Origin of the sequence: Nocardioides sp. URHA0020 (assembly GCF_000620705.1) — a bacterium.
Classification (GTDB): Bacteria; Actinomycetota; Actinomycetes; order Propionibacteriales; family Nocardioidaceae; genus Nocardioides.
In genome coordinates this window covers 175745-192973 of the sequence record NZ_KK211169.1, presented here as the reverse complement: position 1 = coordinate 192973, position 17229 = coordinate 175745, and the positions used below count along the sequence as shown (strand labels likewise).

The following is a 17229-nucleotide window of genomic DNA, read 5'->3' as shown; positions in this document are numbered from 1 at the left end:
ACCCTGGCGCGCCCGGGCCGGCAGCGCCACCGGAATCACCCTGGGATGACCATGAGATCGCCCGGGTACGGGTCCTGGTCGCAGCGTTCGCCGTCGGCATCGCGATGTGGAGCGGCTCCGTAGGGTCGGATCATGCACGTCGAGCGCACGCTGACCGTCCCTCGCCCGATCGAGTCCGTCTTCGACTACCTGGGCGACTTCACCCACACCAACGAGTGGGACCCGGGGACCGTCGAGACGTCCCGGACCGGCGGTGACGGCGGGGTCGGCACGACGTACGCGAACACCTCGGAGTTCCTGGGCCGGCGGACCTCGTTGGAGTACGAGACGATCGTCTTCGAGCGGCCGATGAGGCTGCAGTTCCGCGGGCGCAACAAGACGGCCACGGCCACCGACACGATGACCTTCACCCCGGCCGCCGGCGGTGCGAGCACCGAGGTGCACTACCGGGCCGACTTCGACTTCGGCCGGCTGCTCAACCTGGTGGCGCCGCTGGTGCTGCGCGGCAAGCTCGACAAGGTCGCCGACGAGACGGTCGAGCAGCTCCGAAGGACACTGGCCGAACGGGCCTGACATCGAACACGTGTTCGACTAGCCTGGGGGCATGGACTTCCAGGGTTCGCTGTTCGGGGCGCCGACCGTCGAGGCGCCGACCTTCGAGGGCGTCGTACGACGTGAGCTGACCCGGGGCGCCTGGGTCGACGTGGTCCCGGCCTGGCTGCCGGAGGCCGACGAGGTCTTCGCGTCGATGGTGCGTGACGTGCCGTGGCGTGCGGAGCGACGGCAGATGTACGACCGCGAGGTCGCCGTACCCCGGCTGCTGCACACGTACGGCGTCGGCGAGCCGCTCCCCCACCCGGCGCTCGCCCGGGCGCGCGGCGCGCTGTCGGCGTACTACCGCCCCGAGCTCGGTGAGCCGTTCGTGACGGCCGGCTGCTGCTACTACCGCGATGGGCGCGACAGCGTGGCGTGGCACGGCGACACCATCGGGCGCGGCAAGACCCACGACACGATGGTCGCGATCGTGTCCCTCGGCGACCCGCGTCGGCTCGCGCTGCGGCCGCGGGTGGGCGGTGCCTCGATCTCGCTGGAGATGAGCCACGGCGACCTCCTCGTGATGGGCGGCTCGTGCCAGCGCACGTGGGAGCACGCCGTACCCAAGGTGGCGCACGCCGGTCCACGGGTCTCCGTGCAGTTCCGGCCCCTGAACGTCTTCTGACCCGAGCCCGAGGCACGCCTCGACGGTGGTCGAGCTGCGAGCCGGACGGTGGTTGAGGCGCGAGCCGGACAGTGGTTGAGGCGCGAGCCGGACAGTGGTTGAGGTGCGAGCCGGACGGTGGTTGAGGCGCGAGCCGCGCTAGCGGCGAGCCTCGAAACCACCATCGCCAGTCAGGGTGGTTTCGGGGCTCGGGCCTGGCGGCCCTCACACCTCAACCACCGGACCACCCCCGGTGGTGGGACGGCGAGCCACCCAACGGTGGTTGAGGTGCGAGCCGGACGGTGGTTGAGGTGCGAGCCGGACGGTGGTTGAGGCGCGAGCCGCGCTAGCGGCGAGCCTCGAAACCACCATCGCCAGACAGCGTGGTTTCGAGGCTCGGGCCTGGCGGCCCTCACACCTCAACCACCGGACCCCCCCCGGTGGTGGGACGGCGAGCCACCCAACGGTGGTTGAGGTGCGAGCCGGACGGTGGTTGAGGTGCGAGCCGGACGGTGGTTGAGGTGCGAGCCGCGCTAGCGGCGAGCCTCGAAACCACCATCGCCAGTCAGGGTGGTTTCGAGGCTCGGGCCTGGCGGCCCTCACACCTCAACCACCGGACCACCCCCGGTGGCGGGACAGCGAGCCACCCACGGTGGTTGAGGTGCGAGCCGCGCTAGCGGCGAGCCTCGAAACCACCCTCGCCAGACAGGGTGGTTTCGAGGCTCGGGGCCTAACGGCCCTCACACCTCAACCACCGGGTCATCCGCGCGGGGGGAGTGACCGGGCCGTCGGGGGGGTACCGCCCCCCGCATGAGCACCGTCAGCACCGAGGCCATGGAGTTCGGCCGACTCACCATCGCCTTCGACGACCGGGTCCTGCGGCCGCGGCCGTGGACGGCGGCGCAGTCCGACTGGGCCGCCGAGATCCTGGCGGCCGGACCTGCGGGTCGCGTCCTGGAGCTGTGCTCCGGCGCCGGTCAGATCGGGCTGCTGGCGATCGCCGACAACGACCGCGAGCTGGTCTGCGTCGACCTCGACCCGGTCGCGTGCGACTACGCCCGCCGCAACGCGGCGGCCGCCGGGGTGGCCGAGCGCGTCGAGATCCGCGAGGGCCGGATCGACGAGATGGTGCGCGACCGCGAGCGGTTCGCGGTGGTGATCGCCGACCCGCCGTGGGTACGACGCACCGAGACCGGCCGCTACCCCGAGGACCCGCTCCTGGCGATCGACGGCGGCGACGACGGCATGGACATCGCCTGGGACTGCATCGACACGGCCCGGCTGCACCTGATGCCTGCCGGGTCGCTGCTCCTGCAGATCGGCACCGTCGAGCAGGTCGACGCGGTGCGCGAGCGCCTGCGCGGCGACGACCTCGCCGTGACCGAGGTCCGCTGGCACGAGCGCGGCGTCCTGGTGCGGATCGACCGGCTCTAGCTCGGTCGCAGCTCGGCCGGCAGCACCTTGTGGGTGCCGTCGCACCACGGCAGCGACGCCGACTTCAAGCAGCGGCAGACCGCCGAGACCGGGCGCGTCGTCCCGTGCGCCAGCCCGTCGGGGTCCTCGATGGCGTGGTTGCCGCGCAGCAGCATCGGGCCGCCGGGACAGAGGATCGCCTCGGGATGCTCGATCGTCATGCCACGGCCTCCTCGATCTCCCAACGGCTGAGCATCGAGCGGGCGAAGCGGTCCTCGAGGTCGAGGCACGTGAAGGCACCGAACCACAGGTCGGCCTCGAGCCGGGGGTCCTCGTCCAGCAGCGCCTGGCAGATCACGTGGACCGCGAGCTGCTCGTGCACGGCGTCCGCCTCGATGTGCTCGGCGTAGTAGTCGACGAGCTCCTGCGGCAGCCCGAGCCGCTCCAGGCCCTGGACCATCCGGCGCGACGGCAGCGAGCTGGTCGCCTCGAAGGACGCGAGGTGGCCCAGCGCCGCGCCGCGCAGCCGACGGTGGAGCCCGAAGAGGGTCATCGCGTTGTTCTGCTCGAGGACCTCCAGCGGCGCCTCGTCGATGTAGGTGCCGTACGACGCGTCGAGGCCGCTGGCCTCCATGCCCCGGGCGAAGAGGTGGTGGTGCAGCCGGTTCGGGTTGCCCGCGCCGTACTCGTCGTACAGCAGCTCCATCAGGCCGGCCTTGGCGCGTACGCCGAGCCGCGGCAGCACCCACACGGTCGGGTCGGACTCCATGAGGTGGTAGATCGAGCGGACCCGGGTCAGCTCCAGCACCTGCTCGCGCGTCGCGTCGCGGTGCACGTGCGTCGCGAGCGACGCGCCGTCGTGCTCGGCGACCCAGTCGAAGAGGTCGTCGGTGAAGCTGACGCCGCTCGGCGGGGTGTACCGCGCACGCAGCCGCTGCTCGAGGTCGCGCTCGAGGACGGCACGCGCGCGGAGCAGCTGCGGGTCCCACTCGAGGTCCTCGGGCACCCCGGTCAGGTCGCGGTAGTGCAGCTGGTGCAGCGTCCACAGGGCGAGCGCGGCGTCGTCGGGCGTCGCCTCCGGCAGGGAGGAGAGAACGGCGAAGAAGTCGTCGCCCGAGCGCAGGGCGCCGAACAGGGTCTCGGTCAGGGCTCCGCGTGGGGTCGGCAGGTCCATGCCTGCGAGGTACCCGCCTCGACGAGACGCACTCCCACCTGCTTGGGCGAGGTAGTACGAATGGGGCATGACCAACATCGCAAGCAGCTCGGGCACCTTCGACATCGGCGGCGACCTGCCGGTCGTGCGCCTCGGCTACGGCACCATGCAGCTGCCCGGCGAGGGCGTGTGGGGGCCGGCCAAGGACCACGACGCCGCGCTCGCCGTGCTCCGCCGGACCGTCGAGCTCGGGATCACCTTCTTCGACACGGCCGACTCCTACGGGCCCGAGACCGCCGAGCAGCTGCTCAAGGACGCACTCCACCCGTACGCCGACGAGGTGGTCATCGCGACCAAGTCGGGCCTGACCCGGCAGGGACCCGGCGTCTGGACGCAGCTCGGCTACCCGCCGTACCTGCGCCAGCAGTGCGAGCTGAGCCTGCGCCGCCTCGGCGTCGAGACGATCGACCTCTACCAGCTGCACCGCATCGACACGGCGTACCCCCTGGAGGACCAGGTCGGCGAGTTCAAGGCGCTGCAGGACGAGGGGAAGATCCGCCACATCGGCCTGTCCGAGGTGAGCGTCGAGCAGATCAAGGCGGCGCGCGAGATCGCCGAGATCACCACCGTGCAGAACCTCTACAACCTCGCCAACCGCAGCGCCGAGGACGTGCTGGACTACTGCGAGGCGGAGGCTATCGGCTTCATCCCGTGGTTCCCGCTGGCGACCGGGCAGCTCTCGAAGGAGGACGGCCCGCTCGCCCAGGCCGCCGTCGACCACGGCGCGACGCCGTCTCAGCTGGCGCTCGCGTGGCTGCTGCGTCGCTCACCGGTGGTGCTTCCCATCCCGGGCACGTCGAGCCTCGCGCACCTGGAGTCCAACACCGCCGCCGCCGGCATCGAGCTGACCGACGAGGAGTTCGACGCGCTGTCGGCCCTGGGCTGACGTGTGGTGGTCTCGAGGCTCGGGTCGCGAGCCTCGAGACCTGCGGGCTCAGAACTCGACCTGCGGCGCGACGTCCTGCCCGGCGGGAGCCTCGTAGAAGTCGCGCTTGTGGACGTTGGCGATGCCGGTGAGGAACATCCACGGGATGGTCTGGGTCAGCTTGTTGAGCGTCGCGACCGCGTCGTTGTAGTACTGGCGGGCGAAGGAGATCTGGTCCTCGGTCGCCGCGAGCTGCTGCTGCAGGTCGAGGAAGTTGGTGTTCGCCTTGAGGTCGGGGTAGGCCTCGGCGACGGCGTTGACCCTGACCAGGGCCTGGCTCAGCTGGGCGTCGGCGGCGGCCTTGGCCGGCACGTCGTCGCCCTTCGCGGCGGCGGTGACGGCGGCACGCGCCTTCGTGACCTCCTCGAAGACGCCGCTCTCGTGCGCGGCGTAGCCCTTGACCGTCTCGACGAGGTTGGGGATCAGGTCGGCGCGCCGCGTCAGCTGGACGTCGATGCCGCCGAGCGCCTCCTGGGCTCCGATGTCGGTGGTGCGCAGCTTGTTGAAGCCGACGACGACGAAGCCGACGACGGCGACGAGCACCACGATGACGATGATGGCGATGAGCATGTGAACTCCTCAGTTCATGGCGTGCTGGAAAGTATCGGGGTCACCAGGAGCCGCCGCCACCACCGCCGCCTCCGCCGCCACCCGAGAACCCGCCGCCGCTGGAGGACGAGGAGGAGCTTTGGGTCGCTTCGTACGACGAGATGGCGGAGCTGACGGTGCTGTTGAAGTCGGAGACCATCGACGAGACGGCGGAGCCGGCGTACGCACCGGCGTACGCCCCGCCGAAGTACGACGGGACGGGCGGCTCGGTGGCCATCTCGGTGCGGTACTTCTCGGCCCACTCGTCGGCGCACCCGAAGGCGACCGCCCAGGGGATGTACGCCGTGTAGAGCTCCTGGCGTCCCGAGAAGTCGAAGCGGTCGACGGCGGACGGGGTCGACAGGATCCGCCTGAACCCGCCGGCGCGCGACCACAGGTCACGCCCCGTCCTGGTGCGCCGGGTCCCGGAGCCGGGCGCCGCGAGGGAGGCGGCGAAGATCGCGAAGGCGCCGAGGACGAGCCCGACGATGGACATGTCGAGCGGGTTCCAGATCGCGATCGCGATGACGCCGATGAAGCACGCGCCGATCACGATCGGGCCGAATCCGCCCAGACCGCTGGTGGTCATCAGCCCGGCGGAGGACGCCCACGACTTCGTGCTGGACTCGAAGGTCGACATCTCGCTCTTGAGGCGCTTGCCGGCCTCGACGTCCTTGGGTGCGGCCACGAACGACGTGCCCGGTCCGCCGAGCAGGTGCGCGACGCCGGAGGTGACGGGGTCGAGACCGGCCCAGCCCTCAGCGCCGTTCTTGTCCTTGATCGTCCACGCCGCGTCGGAGCGGTCGAGGTCGATCGCGCCCTTCTCGGCGGCGTACATCAGGGTGGCGACGTACTGCTCGTCGCCGACCTGCTCCGTCACGAGGTACGCCGCCTGGGCGGGCCCGACGCCCTCGGGTGGCGCGTACATCAGGGGGAACTGCGGGTCCCGCTCGGCCGCGCGCTTGGCGAGGTACAGCCCCAGGAGCGCGACGAGGAAGGACAGGAGGAGGACGGCGCCGAGGCCGGCTACGGTCGGGCCGAAGACGGCGTCGAAGCGGCGCGGCCACGGGAGGGTGCCGCCCGCGGCGGGCGTCGCCATGTCGAGGCCGGTCTTGAGGGTCACGGGCGTGCGCGGGGCGAGGTTGGCCGCGGTGACGTGGAGCTTGGTGGTCCCGGCGCCCTCGACGGTGCAGCCGTTGGTGTCGGAGCCGACGGCGCACTGGACGTCCTGGGCGTTGGCCGGCAGCCGGACGGTCAGGTCGGCGGCGGTGATGGCCTGGGCCCAGCCGGCCGGGATGAGGTTCCAGTAGAACTGGGTCCGGGACCCGTCGGTGCCCGGCTCGAGGACGCCGTCGATCCGGTAGCTGATCCGGTAGACGTGGTCACCGGGCTCCACGGTCGAGTCCGCATCGCCGATCCGCGCGACGCGGTAGCGACCACCGGACTGCCGTGACAGCTCGACGGCGACGTCACGACCGTCCATGGTGACCTTGATGTCGTGCGGGATGCGGCGGGAGTCCGGCGCGGTCGGGTCCTCGGTGTCCCAGAACCGGAAGATGCCGTGCTTGCCGTCGAACGGGAAGTTCACGGTGAGCTTCTCGACGACCTTCAGGTCGCCGTCGTCGGCGACGTCGAAGTCCCCGACGTACGACGTGATCGTGGTCTCGTCCGAGGACGCCGGGCCGTCGTCGCTGCCCCCGACGCCGTAGATGGCCGCGGGGATGAGAAGCACCAGGACCACCAGGGCCAGGCCGATCGTGTAGCCCACCAGACGCTTCATGGTGGGGAGCCTAGGGGCTGCGAAGGGTCCGCGAATAAGGATTCGCAGACTGTCCACGCAGCCTGAAACACTCGTTGCAACATGTCGAGTCCCACCAGCCCCAGTCCTCTCACGCTCCGCTCCTTCTGGCACGACCTGCCACGCGAGGGCAAGCTCCTGCTCTCCGTGGTCGTGTTCGAGTTCATCGGCACCGGACTCGTGCTGCCGTTCAACATCGTCTACCTCCACGAGGTGCGCGGGTTCGCGCTCAGCGACGCCGGGCTCCTGCTCGCCCTGCCCCCGCTGGTCGGCTTCCTCGTGGTCGGGCCGGGTGGTGCCGCGATCGACCGGTGGGGAGCCCGCCGGATCCTGATCGGCGCGCTCGTCCTCCAGGTGATCGGCAACGTGGTGCTCGCCTTCGCCTCGACGCCCGCAGCCGCGGCGGTCGCGCTGCTGCTGAGCGGGGTGGCCTTCGGCGTCTCCTGGCCGGGCTTCCAGGCCTTCATCGCCGCGGTCATCCCCTCGGAGCTGCGACAGCGCTACTTCGGCGTCAACTTCACGCTGCTCAACCTCGGCATCGGCATCGGCGGCCTGGTGGCGGGCGTGGTCGTGCGGGTCGACCACGTCGTGACGTTCCAGGCGATCTACCTCGGCGACGCCCTGAGCTACCTGCCCGCCCTCTTCCTGATGCTCGTGCCGCTGCGCCACGTGGCCGGTCGGGTCGACCACCACGGCGACGAGCCGCCCGCGAAGGTCAGCTACCTGGACGTCGTACGCCGTCCGGCCGTCGCCTCGATGCTGGCGATCAGCTTCGTCTCGTCGTACGTCGGCTACTCGCAGCTCAACGCCGGCATGCCGGCGTACGCCCGCTCGGTCGGGGAGATCTCGACGCAGGGACTCGGCTTCGCCTTCGCCGCCAACACGTTGGTGATCGTGCTGCTGCAGCTCGTGGTGCTCCAGCGCATCGAGGGCCGTCGACGCACCCGGGTCATCGCGGTGATGGCGGCGGTGTGGGCGGTGTCCTGGCTGCTGCTCGGCGCGACGGGGCTGGTGTCCGGCACCTGGGGCGCCACCATGCTGGTCGCGGCGTGCGCCTCGGTCTTCGCCTTCGGCGAGACGCTCCTGCAGCCGACCGTCCCGGCGCTGGTCAACGACCTGGCCCCCGACCACCTGCGCGGTCGCTACAACGCCGCCAGCTCGGCGGCCTTCCAGCTGGCGCAGATCATCGCGCCGCCGGTGGCCGGCTTCCTGATCGGTCACCACCTCGACAGCGTCTACATCGGCACCCTGGTCGCGGGCTGCGTGCTGCTCGGTGTGCTGTCGGTCCTGCGCCTCGAGCCCCAGCTGCCTGCGGGCGTCAACGGCGTACGCGAGCCCGACGTCGTGCCGGAGCCGACGCCGAAGACCCGCGACAGCGCCCTGGACTGACCCGCGTCCGGCCCGTCAGCGTCTGCGGACCCACCAGGCGACGACGCCGACGACGACCACCACGCCGACGACCTGCTTCCAGTAGCTCTTGGCGAGCACCGGGATCACCGCTGCTCCCAGGTCGATGGCGTCGTCGTGGGGTGGTTGGCGGGGTAGTCCCTGACGCTTCGGGGCCTCCGCGGCCGGTGCGACCCCGCGATCGTCAGGGACTACCCCGATGGTCGGCTCCACCAGGCTGGCGACCGGGTCGGCGCCGGGTGCCGACCCCGCCGCCTGCTCGGACCCGGGGGTCGTCGGGGGCGTCGAGGTCGTCGGCGTCGTCGCTTGCGGGGCCCCCGTGGGCTCCGCACTCAGACGCTGCTCGAGGCACTCCACGAACTGCCCGAGCAGCTTGTCCGAGACGTCCTGCATGACCCCGCGGCCGAACTGAGCGGGCTTCCCGGTGATCGCCAGGTCGGTGACGACCTCGACGTCGGTGCCTCCGGCCGCGGCGTCGGTCATGGTCAGCGTGACCTTCGCCCCCGCCGTGCCGTTGCCGCGCTTGTCGCGACCCTTGGCATCGACGAGGAAGCGGTGCGCCGCCTCGTCCTTCTCCACGAAGGTGCCGGATCCGTTGTAGACCAGGGCGATCGGCCCGAGCTTGACCTTCACCGAGCCGGCGAAGGTGTCACCGTCGGCCGAGCTCACGGTCGCACCCGGGAAGCACTCCGCCACGGACGCGATGTCCTGGAAGTGCGCCCAGGTCTCCTCGACCGAGGTGGGGACGGTGAAGCGGTGAGTCAGGTCCACAGGCGATCAGGCCCCGGCCGCGTCGAGCACCGCGCGCCGAGTCAGCACGGTCGCCAGGTGTCGCCGGTAGTCCGCGTCGCCGTTGAGGTCGGAGGGCGGATTGGTGCCGTCGGCGGCCAGCGCGGCGGCCGTGCGTACGGCGTCGTCGGTCACCGGCTGCCCGACGAGCGCGTCCTCGACGGCCCGGGCGCGCAGCGGCGTGCTGCCCATGTTGGTGAGCCCGATGCGGGCCTCCGCGAAGACCCGGTCGCCGGCCTGGCCCTCGACCCGCACGGTCGCGGCGACCGCGACGATCGGCCACTGGTGGGCCACCCGCACGAACTTCTCGTACGTCGCTCCCCACCCGGTGCGCTTCGGGATCCGGACCTCGGTGAGGATCTCGTCCTCCCCGATCGCGGTCTCGAAGAGGTCGACGAAGAAGTCGTCGGCCGCCACGGTCCGGGTGCCACCGGACCCGGCGATGACGAACTCCGCACCCAGCGCCAACGCAGGCGCCCCGAGGTCACCCGCGGGGTCGGCGTGCGCGAGCGCGCCGCCGAAGGTGCCACGGTGCCGCACCTGCGCGTCGGCGAGATGCTCCACCGCCTTCGCGACCAGCGAGGCGTGCTCGGCCACGAGCGGGTCGGAGCCGACCACGACGTGCGGGGTCATCGCACCGATCACGATCGCGTCGCCGTCGTCGCGGACACCGCGCAGCGACTCGATCCGACCCAGGTCGATGATCCACTCGGGCGCGTTGAGCCGCATCCGCAGCACCGGCAGCAGGCTCTGCCCACCGGCGATGATCTTGGCCTCGTCGCCGTACTGCGCGAGCGCCGCGAGGGCGTCCTCGACCGTGGTCGGCGCGACGTAGTCGAACGCTGCGGGGATCATGATCCAGCTCCATCCGTGCTCGCCGTGCCGGGTTGCTCCTGGTTGCCCGCCGCGCCGCCGGACTCGAAGTGCGGCATGGCCGCGCCCTCGGTCGAGCCGCCGGACCCGGGCCCGTTGATCGCCTTCCACACCCGCTCGGGGGTGCACGGCATCTGGATGTCGTCGACCCCGAGGTGGCGTACGGCGTCGACGACCGCGTTGACGACGGCCGGCGTCGAGGCGATGGTGCCGGCCTCGCCGACGCCCTTCGTGCCGAGCGTGTTCGTCAGCGACGGCGTCGTCGTGTGCCCGATGTCGAAGCTGATCGTGTCGGCCGCGGTCGGCAGCAGGTAGTCGACGAACGAGCCGGACACCAGGGTGCCGGAGTCGTCGTACACGGCCTCCTCCCACAGCGCCTGCGCGATGCCCTGCACCAGCCCGCCGTGCACCTGGCCCGAGACGATGAGCGGGTTGACGATGTTGCCGATGTCGTCGACGCAGACGTACTTGCGCATCTTGACCGCACCCGTCTCGGTGTCCACCTCCATCGCGCAGAGGTGGGTGCCGTGCGGGTAGTTGAAGTTCACCGGGTCGTACGTCGCCTCGGAGTCGATGCTCGGCTCCACCCCGTCCGGGAGGTTGTGGGCGGCGAAGACGGCGCCGGCGATGTCGGTGATCGCCAGACCCTGGTCGGTGCCGCGCACCGAGAAGCGGCCCTGCGAGAACTCGATGTCATCGACCGACGCCTCGAGCAGGTGCGCGGCGATCGGCTTGGCCTTCTCGACGACCTTGTCGGCCGCCTTGACCAGGGCCTCGCCGCCGACGACCAGCGACCTCGATCCGTAGGTGTCCAGCCCCTTGTGGGAGACCTGCGTGTCGCCGTGCAGCACCTCGACGCTCTCGAACGGGACGCCGAGCCGGTCGGCCACGATCTGGCTGAACGCCGTCTCGTGGCCCTGGCCGTGCGCCGACGCTCCGGTGATGACCTCGACCGTGCCGGTGGCCAGCATCCGCACCTCCGCGTGCTCCCAGCCGCCGGCGCCGTAGTCGAGCTGGCCGAGCACCCGGCTCGGGGCCAGGCCGCACATCTCGGTGAAGGTGGAGATGCCGATGCCGAGCTGCACCGTGTCACCGGAGGCGCGGCGCGCCATCTGCTCCGCGCGCAACTCGTCGTACCCGAACATCTCCTTGGCCTTGGCGGTCGCCGCCTCGTAGTTGCCGGAGTCGTACTCCAGCCCCGCGACCGTGGTGAACGGGAACTCCTCGTGCTTGATCCAGTTCTTCTCGCGGACCTCGAGCGGGTCGACGCCCAGCTCCGCGGCGAGCTCCGACATCAGCCGCTCGATGGCGTACGTCGCCTCCGGTCGCCCGGCGCCGCGGTAGGCGTCGGTCCAGGCCTTGTTGGTGAGCACGGTCTGGACGGCGAAGTGGTACGCCGGGAACTTGTAGATCGAGTTGAACATGAACGCACCCAGCACGGGCACGCCGCCGCCGACGATGGCGACGTACGCGCCGAGGTCGGCGAGCAGCTCGACCTTGAGCCCGGTGACGGTGCCGTCCTTCTCGGCCGCCAGGGTGAGCTTCTGCCACTGGTCGCGACCGTGGTGGGCGCTCATCAGCGACTCGGACCGGGTCTCGGTGTACTTGACCGGCTTGCCGAGCCGACGCCCGACCGCCCACGCGATCCACTCCTCCGGCGTCACCTGCAGCTTGCCGCCGAAGCCACCACCGACGTCGGGGGCGATGACGCGGATCTTGGACTCGGGCACACCGGTCGTCGCGGCCAGCGCGAACCGGACGATGTGCGGGATCTGGGTGGCCGACCACATCGTGTACTGCTCACCGGTGGGGTCGACCACGACGCTGCGCGGCTCCATGAAGGCCGGGATCAGCCGCTGCTGGCGGTACTCGCGCTCGATCACGATGCCGTCGGTGCGCGCCTTGGCGATCGCCTCGTCGACGTTGCCGCCGGTGCCGGCCTCGGCGGAGTCGAAGACCCACAGCGCCGACTTGTTGGTGCCCAGGTCAGGGTGCGCGAGCACCTCGTCGGCGGCCGACCTCTTGAGGTCCAGGGCGGCGGGCAGCTCGTCGTACTCGACCTCCACGAGCTCGGCCGCGTCGCGGGCCTCGGCCGCCGTACGGGCGATCACGACGGCGACGATCTCGCCCGCGAAGGCGACCCGGTCGGCGGGCATCGGGGAGTGCGCGGGGGTGACCTGGTCGGGGGTGATCGGCCAGGCGTTGATGATCGCGCCCAGCTCGGCGCCGAAGTCGGCGCCGGTGAGCACGTCGACGACGTTGGTCGACGCCTTGGCGTCCGCGGTCTCGATGCTGGTGATCGTGGCGTGCGCGAAGGGGCTGCGCACCATCGCCAGGTGCAGCATCCCGGGCAGCACGATGTTGTCGGTCCACCGGGTGCGACCGGTGATCAGCCGCTGGTCCTCCTTGCGGCGACGGTCGCGGCCGATCTCCTTCTCGATCGCGTCGGACGGGCGCTCCTGCGTGGCGGTCATGCCGTCACCTCCGCCTGACCGGACGCGTGCTGCACGGCCTTGACGATGTTGTGGTAGCCGGTGCAGCGACAGAGGTTGCCCTCGAGCCCGAGCCGGATCTCCTCCTCGGTGGGCTTGGGGTTGTTCTTCAGCAGGTCGACGCTCTGCATGATCATCCCCGGGGTGCAGAAGCCGCACTGCAGACCGTGGCACTCGCGGAAGGCCTCCTGCACCGGGTGCAGGCCGTCGTCGCCCCCCACGGTCCGCGCGAGCCCCTCGATCGTCGTGACCTCGGCGCCGTCGGCCTGGACGGCGAGCACGTTGCACGACTTCACGCTGGTGCCGTCGAGGTGCACCGTGCAGGCACCGCAGTTGCTGGTGTCGCACCCGATGACGGTGCCGGTCTTGCCGAGACGCTCGCGCAGGTACTGCACGAGCAGCAAGCGGGGTTCGACGTCGTCGGACACCGAGGCGCCGTCGACGGTGAGGCTGATCCGGGTCATGGAGGCTCCCTTGCCAGACACGATGCTGGGTAGACCTGCTGTGGTGCCGGTCACGCTAGGGATCCTGCGGTTGGCGGAAGGTAGGCCCGTTCAGCGCCCGCGGGCCGCCCGGTCGCCGGCGAGCTCGACCACCTCCCCCGCCGCACCGCGACGGAGCAGGTGGACGACGCTGCGGACCACCTCGCCGGGGTCGATGAGCGGCGGGAGGGCGGCCCGCTCGGCCTCCGTCAGCTCGGCCCACTGCTCCTGCGCCCGCGGCAGGCCCACCCAGCCCGGCACCACGGCCATCACCCGGGCGCGGGCCGCGGTCTCCGGGTCCCCCAGCGCGGTGGTCAGCCGGACCAGGCCGGCCTTCGCCACGGCGTACTCCGGCGAGCCGTAGCCGCCAGGCTCGAGACCGGCACTGGAGCCGACGTTGACGACAGCACCCACTCCCAGCCGTCCGCGCCGCTCGCCGAGAGCGTCGAGGAAGAGGCGGGTGAGGAGCATCGGCGAGCGCAGGTTGAGGTCGAGGGTCCGCGACCACGCCAGGTCGGGGGCGTAGGGGTACTGCGCGGGCCCCTCGGTCCAGCCGCCGGCGTTGTTGAGGAGGATGTCGGCGCCACCGAGGTCAGCGGCCCGGGCCGCCAGCATCCGTACGTCGGCCTCGTCGGCCAGGTCGGCCTGCACCGCCCAGCCCCGCACCCGAGCCGCCCGCACCAGCTCGACGGTCTGCTCGGCCGCCGGGAGGTCCCGGTCGGCGACCAGGATGGCCGCGCCCAGCCGCGCCAGTGCGACGGCGAGCTCGCGACCCAGCCCGCCGCCGGCACCAGTCACCAGCGCGAGGGTGTAGCGGATCTCCACCGGAGCGACGGTAGCCGCCGCGACCGACGGGTCGAGCGCGGCGAAGGCCGGCGGGCGTCAGCCCAGGGGCGGAGCTGAGCCGGCGTTGGTGACGAGGTCCCACTCCTCCACGATGCGCCAGCCGCTGGCCTCGTAGAGAGGGACTCCCGCCGGAGTGGCAGCAAGCATCCCGAGCCGAGCCCCGTCGGCACGGGACTGGGCCAGCACGCCCGCGAGCAGTGCCCGGCCGTAGCCGCGCCCCGCGAACGCGGGCGGGGTCGACAGGGCCCAGAGGGACACCGCGTCGTCCAGGTGTCCGGAGACGACCGCCGAGACGGCCAGCCCGTCCTCCTCCAGCAGCCATGCCCGCACCACACCACCGGGCAGCGCCGCGGCCACCGTGATGGCCGTGTCGTCGGCGGTCAGCGAGTGCGCCGCGGCGACCAGGTCGGCGACGACCTCGGCGTCCGCCGGTCCGGCCTGCCGGACGCGGCGGTCGGGGGCGTCGCGGGGGCCGGTCGTGAGGTCGCGGGTCATCACCGCGACCGCCGGAAGGGTGGCCCACGGCGACCCGAGCCGGTCGGCCAGCCCACGCCCCGGACCGGCCAGCAGCACCAGCGCTGCCAGGCCGGCGTCCTCGACGATCGCCAGGGTGCCGTCGAGCGTCTCGACGTCGGGGGTCGTCAGCAGCGCCAGGTTGAGCTCCGGCGCGACGCCGCCGGTGAGGCCGATCCACCAGCCGGGTCCGGCATCGGCGACCGCGCCGATCCGGGCCGCCAGGGTCGCGAGGACCGTGCCCAGGTGCGCTCGCACCCGCTCGAGCTCTGCGTCGTCCATCGTCTCCCCCGGCTCCGTCGAGGTCGAGACTTCCACGGACGCCCGGCGACCGGGGCGGAATCGGTCAGCGTGACGCCGCAGCGAGCCGGCCCTTGAGCAGCGGGATGGCGGGATGCCCGTCGGGCAGCCGGGCGAGACAGACCTCGACGACCTCCGTGTCGTACGGCGCTCGCTCGCCGTAGCGGATCACCGCGTCGGGGTCGGGATCGGCGAGCAGCGCCTCACGGACGGCGACGGCGACGAGCTCGGCGAGCTCGGTGAGGGCCGGCGAGTTGGTGCCGGGCAGCAGGTCGCCGCCGTACGCGTCGACGGCGGCCGCGACGCGACCGCGGCGCAGGAGGGTGAGGACGAGGTCGACGTCGGTGGAGACCGGCATCGTGAGCCGGTAGGGCCGGGAGGCGAGCTGACCGCCGAGCGAGGAGCGCAGGTGCGAGACCTCCGCCTTGAGGGTCGAGGTGGTGACCGCCTGGTCGCCGTACACGAGGGCGTGGAGGTGCTCGAGCGACAGCCCCTCCGGGTGCATCGCGAGCAGCGCCAGGACCTCGGTCTGGCGCCGGTTGAGCAGCAGCCGCTGGCCGTCGAGCCAGGTCTCCGCGGTGCCGAGCAGGCGCAGCACCAGGCCCGGCTCGGAGCTCTCGTCGAGCTGGTCGAGGACGGCGTACTGGTGCGAGAGCGGCATCGCGGTCTCGATCAGCCGGGCCATCACGCGCGCGGTCGCGAGACCGATCGGGTGGCTGCGGTCCCACGACGTCGACAGGTCGATCACGCCGAGCTGGGTGCCGGTCACCGGGTCGTGCACGGGCGCCGCCCAGCAGACCCAGTTGTGGACGATCGAGGCGTAGTGCTCGGCGCTGAAGACCATCTCGGCGGCCCCGCTGCGGTTGGCCAGGTCGAGGGCGTTGGTGCCGACGCTCAGGTCGTCCCACCTCCCGCCGGCCACGAAGTTGACCGTCTCGGCCTTGCGGCGCATCACCCGGCCGCCGTACGTCCACAGGATGCGGGTGTCGGGGTCGGTGACCGCGACGACGAGGTCGCCGTCCTCGGCCGTACGACGCAGCTCCGCCTCGACCCGCTCGACGGCGGTCTGGAGCGGCGAGCTCTGCCAGTACGCCGCGGTCTCGGCCTCGTCGGCCAGCGGGGCCTCGGCCACGTCGGCGGGGATGGAGGCCTCGGAGCGGGTCCAGCTGGTGAGGATCTCGGGGCGGACCTGGTCGACCGCCTCGTCGCCGCGCTCCACGAAGGAGGTCCAGGCGCGGACTGCTTCCAGCCGCCGCGCCTGCAGCTCAGTGCGTGCCATGGACACCTCCGATGCTCGGTCGCGGCCCAAGGTAGCACCGCGCCGGTGACGTAGGTCACACAGCGATCACGGGGGTCAGGAGCTGCGTCGACGCCCGATCACGACGAGGGCCGCACCGACCGCGAGCGCCAGGCCGGCGAGGGCCAGCAGCCCGACCCGGACCCCGCCGGTGTCGGGCAGGAGGGCGGGCGGCCGAGCCGCCTCGACCGGGGCCGCCGGACCAGCGGATGTCGGCGGCTCCGCGGGAGCCGCCGCCGAGGCAGGCGGCGCCGAGGTCGGCACCTTCGCCGGCGACACCGGCGACTGGGTCGGGTCCGAGGTCGGCGTCTGAGTCGGCGTCTCGGACGGGGTCTCGGACGGGGTCTCGGACGGGGTCTCGCTCGGGGTCTCCGACGGGGTCTCGGACGGGGTCTCGCTCGGCGTCTCCGACGGTGTCTCGCTCGGCGTCTCCGACGGTGTCTCGCTCGGCGTCTCCGACGGCGTCTCGCTCGGCGACTCCGACGGGGTCTCGCTCGGCGACTCCGACGGGGTCTCGCTCGGCGTCTCCGACGGGGTCTCGCTCGGGGTCTCCGACGGGGTCTCGGACGGCGTCTCGGACGGCGACGCCGGCGGCGAGCCCGAGGGCGTCACCGGCGGTGACTCCGACGGCGACTCCGAGGGCGTCTCGCTCGGCGACTCCGAGGGCGTCTCGCTCGGCGACTCCGACGGCGACTCGCTCGGTGACTCGGTGGCGTCCGGCTTGCAGGCGCTGGGATCCGAGGAGTTGTGCGCCCCGTCGCGCCAGTCCACCTGCACCGTGATGCAGTCGGCCTGCGAGACGAACGTGTAGCTCGTGCCGGTGCAGGGCCGGGCGTTCTGCCCGCACGCGATCTCCTGCGGCGCGGGCGTGATGAGCTTGACCTCCCACGCCTCCGGACCCGCCAGGTGGATGGTCCAGGCACCGTCGCTCCAGGCGAGCGACACGACGCCGTCGTCGACCTCGGCGCCGGCGGCGCCCTGGACGGCGGCCACCCCGGCGACGGTCGCGACCGACAGGAGCAGGACACTCAGTACTGCGCGGAGCGCGGTCATCCGCGCCCCTCGAACGTGCGAACCCATCTTGCTGATCCCCCC

Annotated in this window: 17 protein-coding genes; 5 read left to right on the top strand and 12 right to left on the bottom strand. The window is 72.0% G+C overall.

The window, feature by feature from the left end:
• The first annotated feature begins 132 nt into the window (after positions 1–132).
• From N542_RS0115750 to N542_RS0115740, 3 genes are all read left to right on the top strand, one after another.
• Positions 133–573 (top strand): SRPBCC family protein, encoded by a 441-nt coding sequence (locus N542_RS0115750; RefSeq protein WP_051551880.1) that lies wholly within the window; start codon positions 133–135, stop codon positions 571–573.
• 31 nt (positions 574–604) lie between these two features.
• On the top strand, positions 605–1219 hold the full coding sequence (locus N542_RS0115745; RefSeq protein WP_028644752.1) for an alpha-ketoglutarate-dependent dioxygenase AlkB: 615 nt from the start codon (positions 605–607) through the stop codon (positions 1217–1219).
• Positions 1220–2008: 789 nt separating this feature from the next.
• Positions 2009–2632: a methyltransferase gene (locus N542_RS0115740; protein ID WP_028644751.1), complete on the top strand. Its 624-nt coding sequence runs from the start codon at positions 2009–2011 to the stop codon at positions 2630–2632.
• Here N542_RS0115740 and N542_RS0115735 read toward each other — a convergent pair.
• Both N542_RS0115735 and N542_RS0115730 read right to left on the bottom strand, forming a co-directional pair.
• Positions 2629–2832, bottom strand: a complete 204-nt coding sequence (locus tag N542_RS0115735) for a CDGSH iron-sulfur domain-containing protein (RefSeq protein WP_028644750.1) — start codon at positions 2830–2832, stop codon at positions 2629–2631. The genes N542_RS0115740 and N542_RS0115735 overlap by 4 nt on opposite strands.
• A complete protein-coding gene (locus N542_RS0115730) occupies positions 2829–3785 on the bottom strand; it encodes an iron-containing redox enzyme family protein (RefSeq protein ID WP_028644749.1) in 957 nt (318 codons plus the stop codon). Before N542_RS0115730 ends, N542_RS0115735 begins: the two co-directional genes overlap by 4 nt.
• Positions 3786–3852: 67 nt before the next feature.
• Between N542_RS0115730 and N542_RS0115725 the strand changes: the two genes are divergently transcribed.
• Positions 3853–4710, top strand: a complete 858-nt coding sequence (locus N542_RS0115725; protein ID WP_028644748.1) for an aldo/keto reductase — start codon at positions 3853–3855, stop codon at positions 4708–4710.
• A gap of 48 nt (positions 4711–4758) precedes the next feature.
• Here N542_RS0115725 and N542_RS0115720 read toward each other — a convergent pair whose 3' ends face one another.
• Together N542_RS0115720 and N542_RS0115715 are read right to left on the bottom strand one after the other, a co-directional pair.
• Positions 4759–5319 carry a LemA family protein gene (locus N542_RS0115720; protein WP_028644747.1) on the bottom strand — a complete coding sequence of 187 codons (561 nt, stop codon included), beginning with the start codon at positions 5317–5319 and terminating at the stop codon, positions 4759–4761.
• 40 nt (positions 5320–5359) lie between these two features.
• Entirely contained in the window at positions 5360–7117 is a 1758-nt protein-coding gene (locus N542_RS0115715) for a DUF2207 domain-containing protein (protein ID WP_036508163.1), read from the bottom strand.
• 81 nt (positions 7118–7198) lie between these two features.
• On the opposite strand from N542_RS0115715, the gene N542_RS0115710 reads away from it, so the two are divergent.
• On the top strand, positions 7199–8524 hold the full coding sequence (locus tag N542_RS0115710) for an MFS transporter (protein ID WP_028644745.1): 1326 nt from the start codon (positions 7199–7201) through the stop codon (positions 8522–8524).
• Between the two features lie 15 nt (positions 8525–8539).
• Here the strand turns inward: N542_RS0115710 and N542_RS0115705 are convergent, their stop codons facing one another.
• The 8 genes from N542_RS0115705 to N542_RS25120 all read right to left on the bottom strand — a co-directional run bounded on the left by N542_RS0115705 (position 8540) and on the right by N542_RS25120 (position 17187).
• Positions 8540–9313 (bottom strand): SRPBCC family protein, encoded by a 774-nt coding sequence (locus N542_RS0115705; protein WP_028644744.1) that lies wholly within the window; start codon positions 9311–9313, stop codon positions 8540–8542.
• A 6-nt stretch (positions 9314–9319) separates the two neighbouring features.
• On the bottom strand, positions 9320–10186 hold the full coding sequence (locus tag N542_RS0115700) for an FAD binding domain-containing protein (RefSeq protein WP_028644743.1): 867 nt from the start codon (positions 10184–10186) through the stop codon (positions 9320–9322).
• On the bottom strand, positions 10183–12678 hold the full coding sequence (locus tag N542_RS0115695; RefSeq protein WP_028644742.1) for a xanthine dehydrogenase family protein molybdopterin-binding subunit: 2496 nt from the start codon (positions 12676–12678) through the stop codon (positions 10183–10185). The genes N542_RS0115700 and N542_RS0115695 overlap by 4 nt, the downstream gene beginning before the upstream one ends.
• Entirely contained in the window at positions 12675–13160 is a 486-nt protein-coding gene (locus N542_RS25135; RefSeq protein WP_036508160.1) for a (2Fe-2S)-binding protein, read from the bottom strand. Before N542_RS25135 ends, N542_RS0115695 begins: the two co-directional genes overlap by 4 nt.
• Before the next feature lie 90 nt (positions 13161–13250).
• A complete protein-coding gene (locus N542_RS25130; protein ID WP_051551878.1) occupies positions 13251–14003 on the bottom strand; it encodes an SDR family NAD(P)-dependent oxidoreductase in 753 nt (250 codons plus the stop codon).
• A gap of 57 nt (positions 14004–14060) precedes the next feature.
• On the bottom strand, positions 14061–14819 hold the full coding sequence (locus tag N542_RS26735; protein WP_051551876.1) for a GNAT family N-acetyltransferase: 759 nt from the start codon (positions 14817–14819) through the stop codon (positions 14061–14063).
• A 64-nt stretch (positions 14820–14883) separates the two neighbouring features.
• On the bottom strand, positions 14884–16116 hold the full coding sequence (locus N542_RS0115675) for a transcriptional regulator (protein ID WP_028644741.1): 1233 nt from the start codon (positions 16114–16116) through the stop codon (positions 14884–14886).
• A 75-nt stretch (positions 16117–16191) separates the two neighbouring features.
• Positions 16192–17187, bottom strand: coding sequence for an LPXTG cell wall anchor domain-containing protein (locus N542_RS25120; protein ID WP_051551874.1), 996 nt, complete (start codon positions 17185–17187; stop codon positions 16192–16194).
• Positions 17188–17229 lie beyond the last annotated feature (42 nt).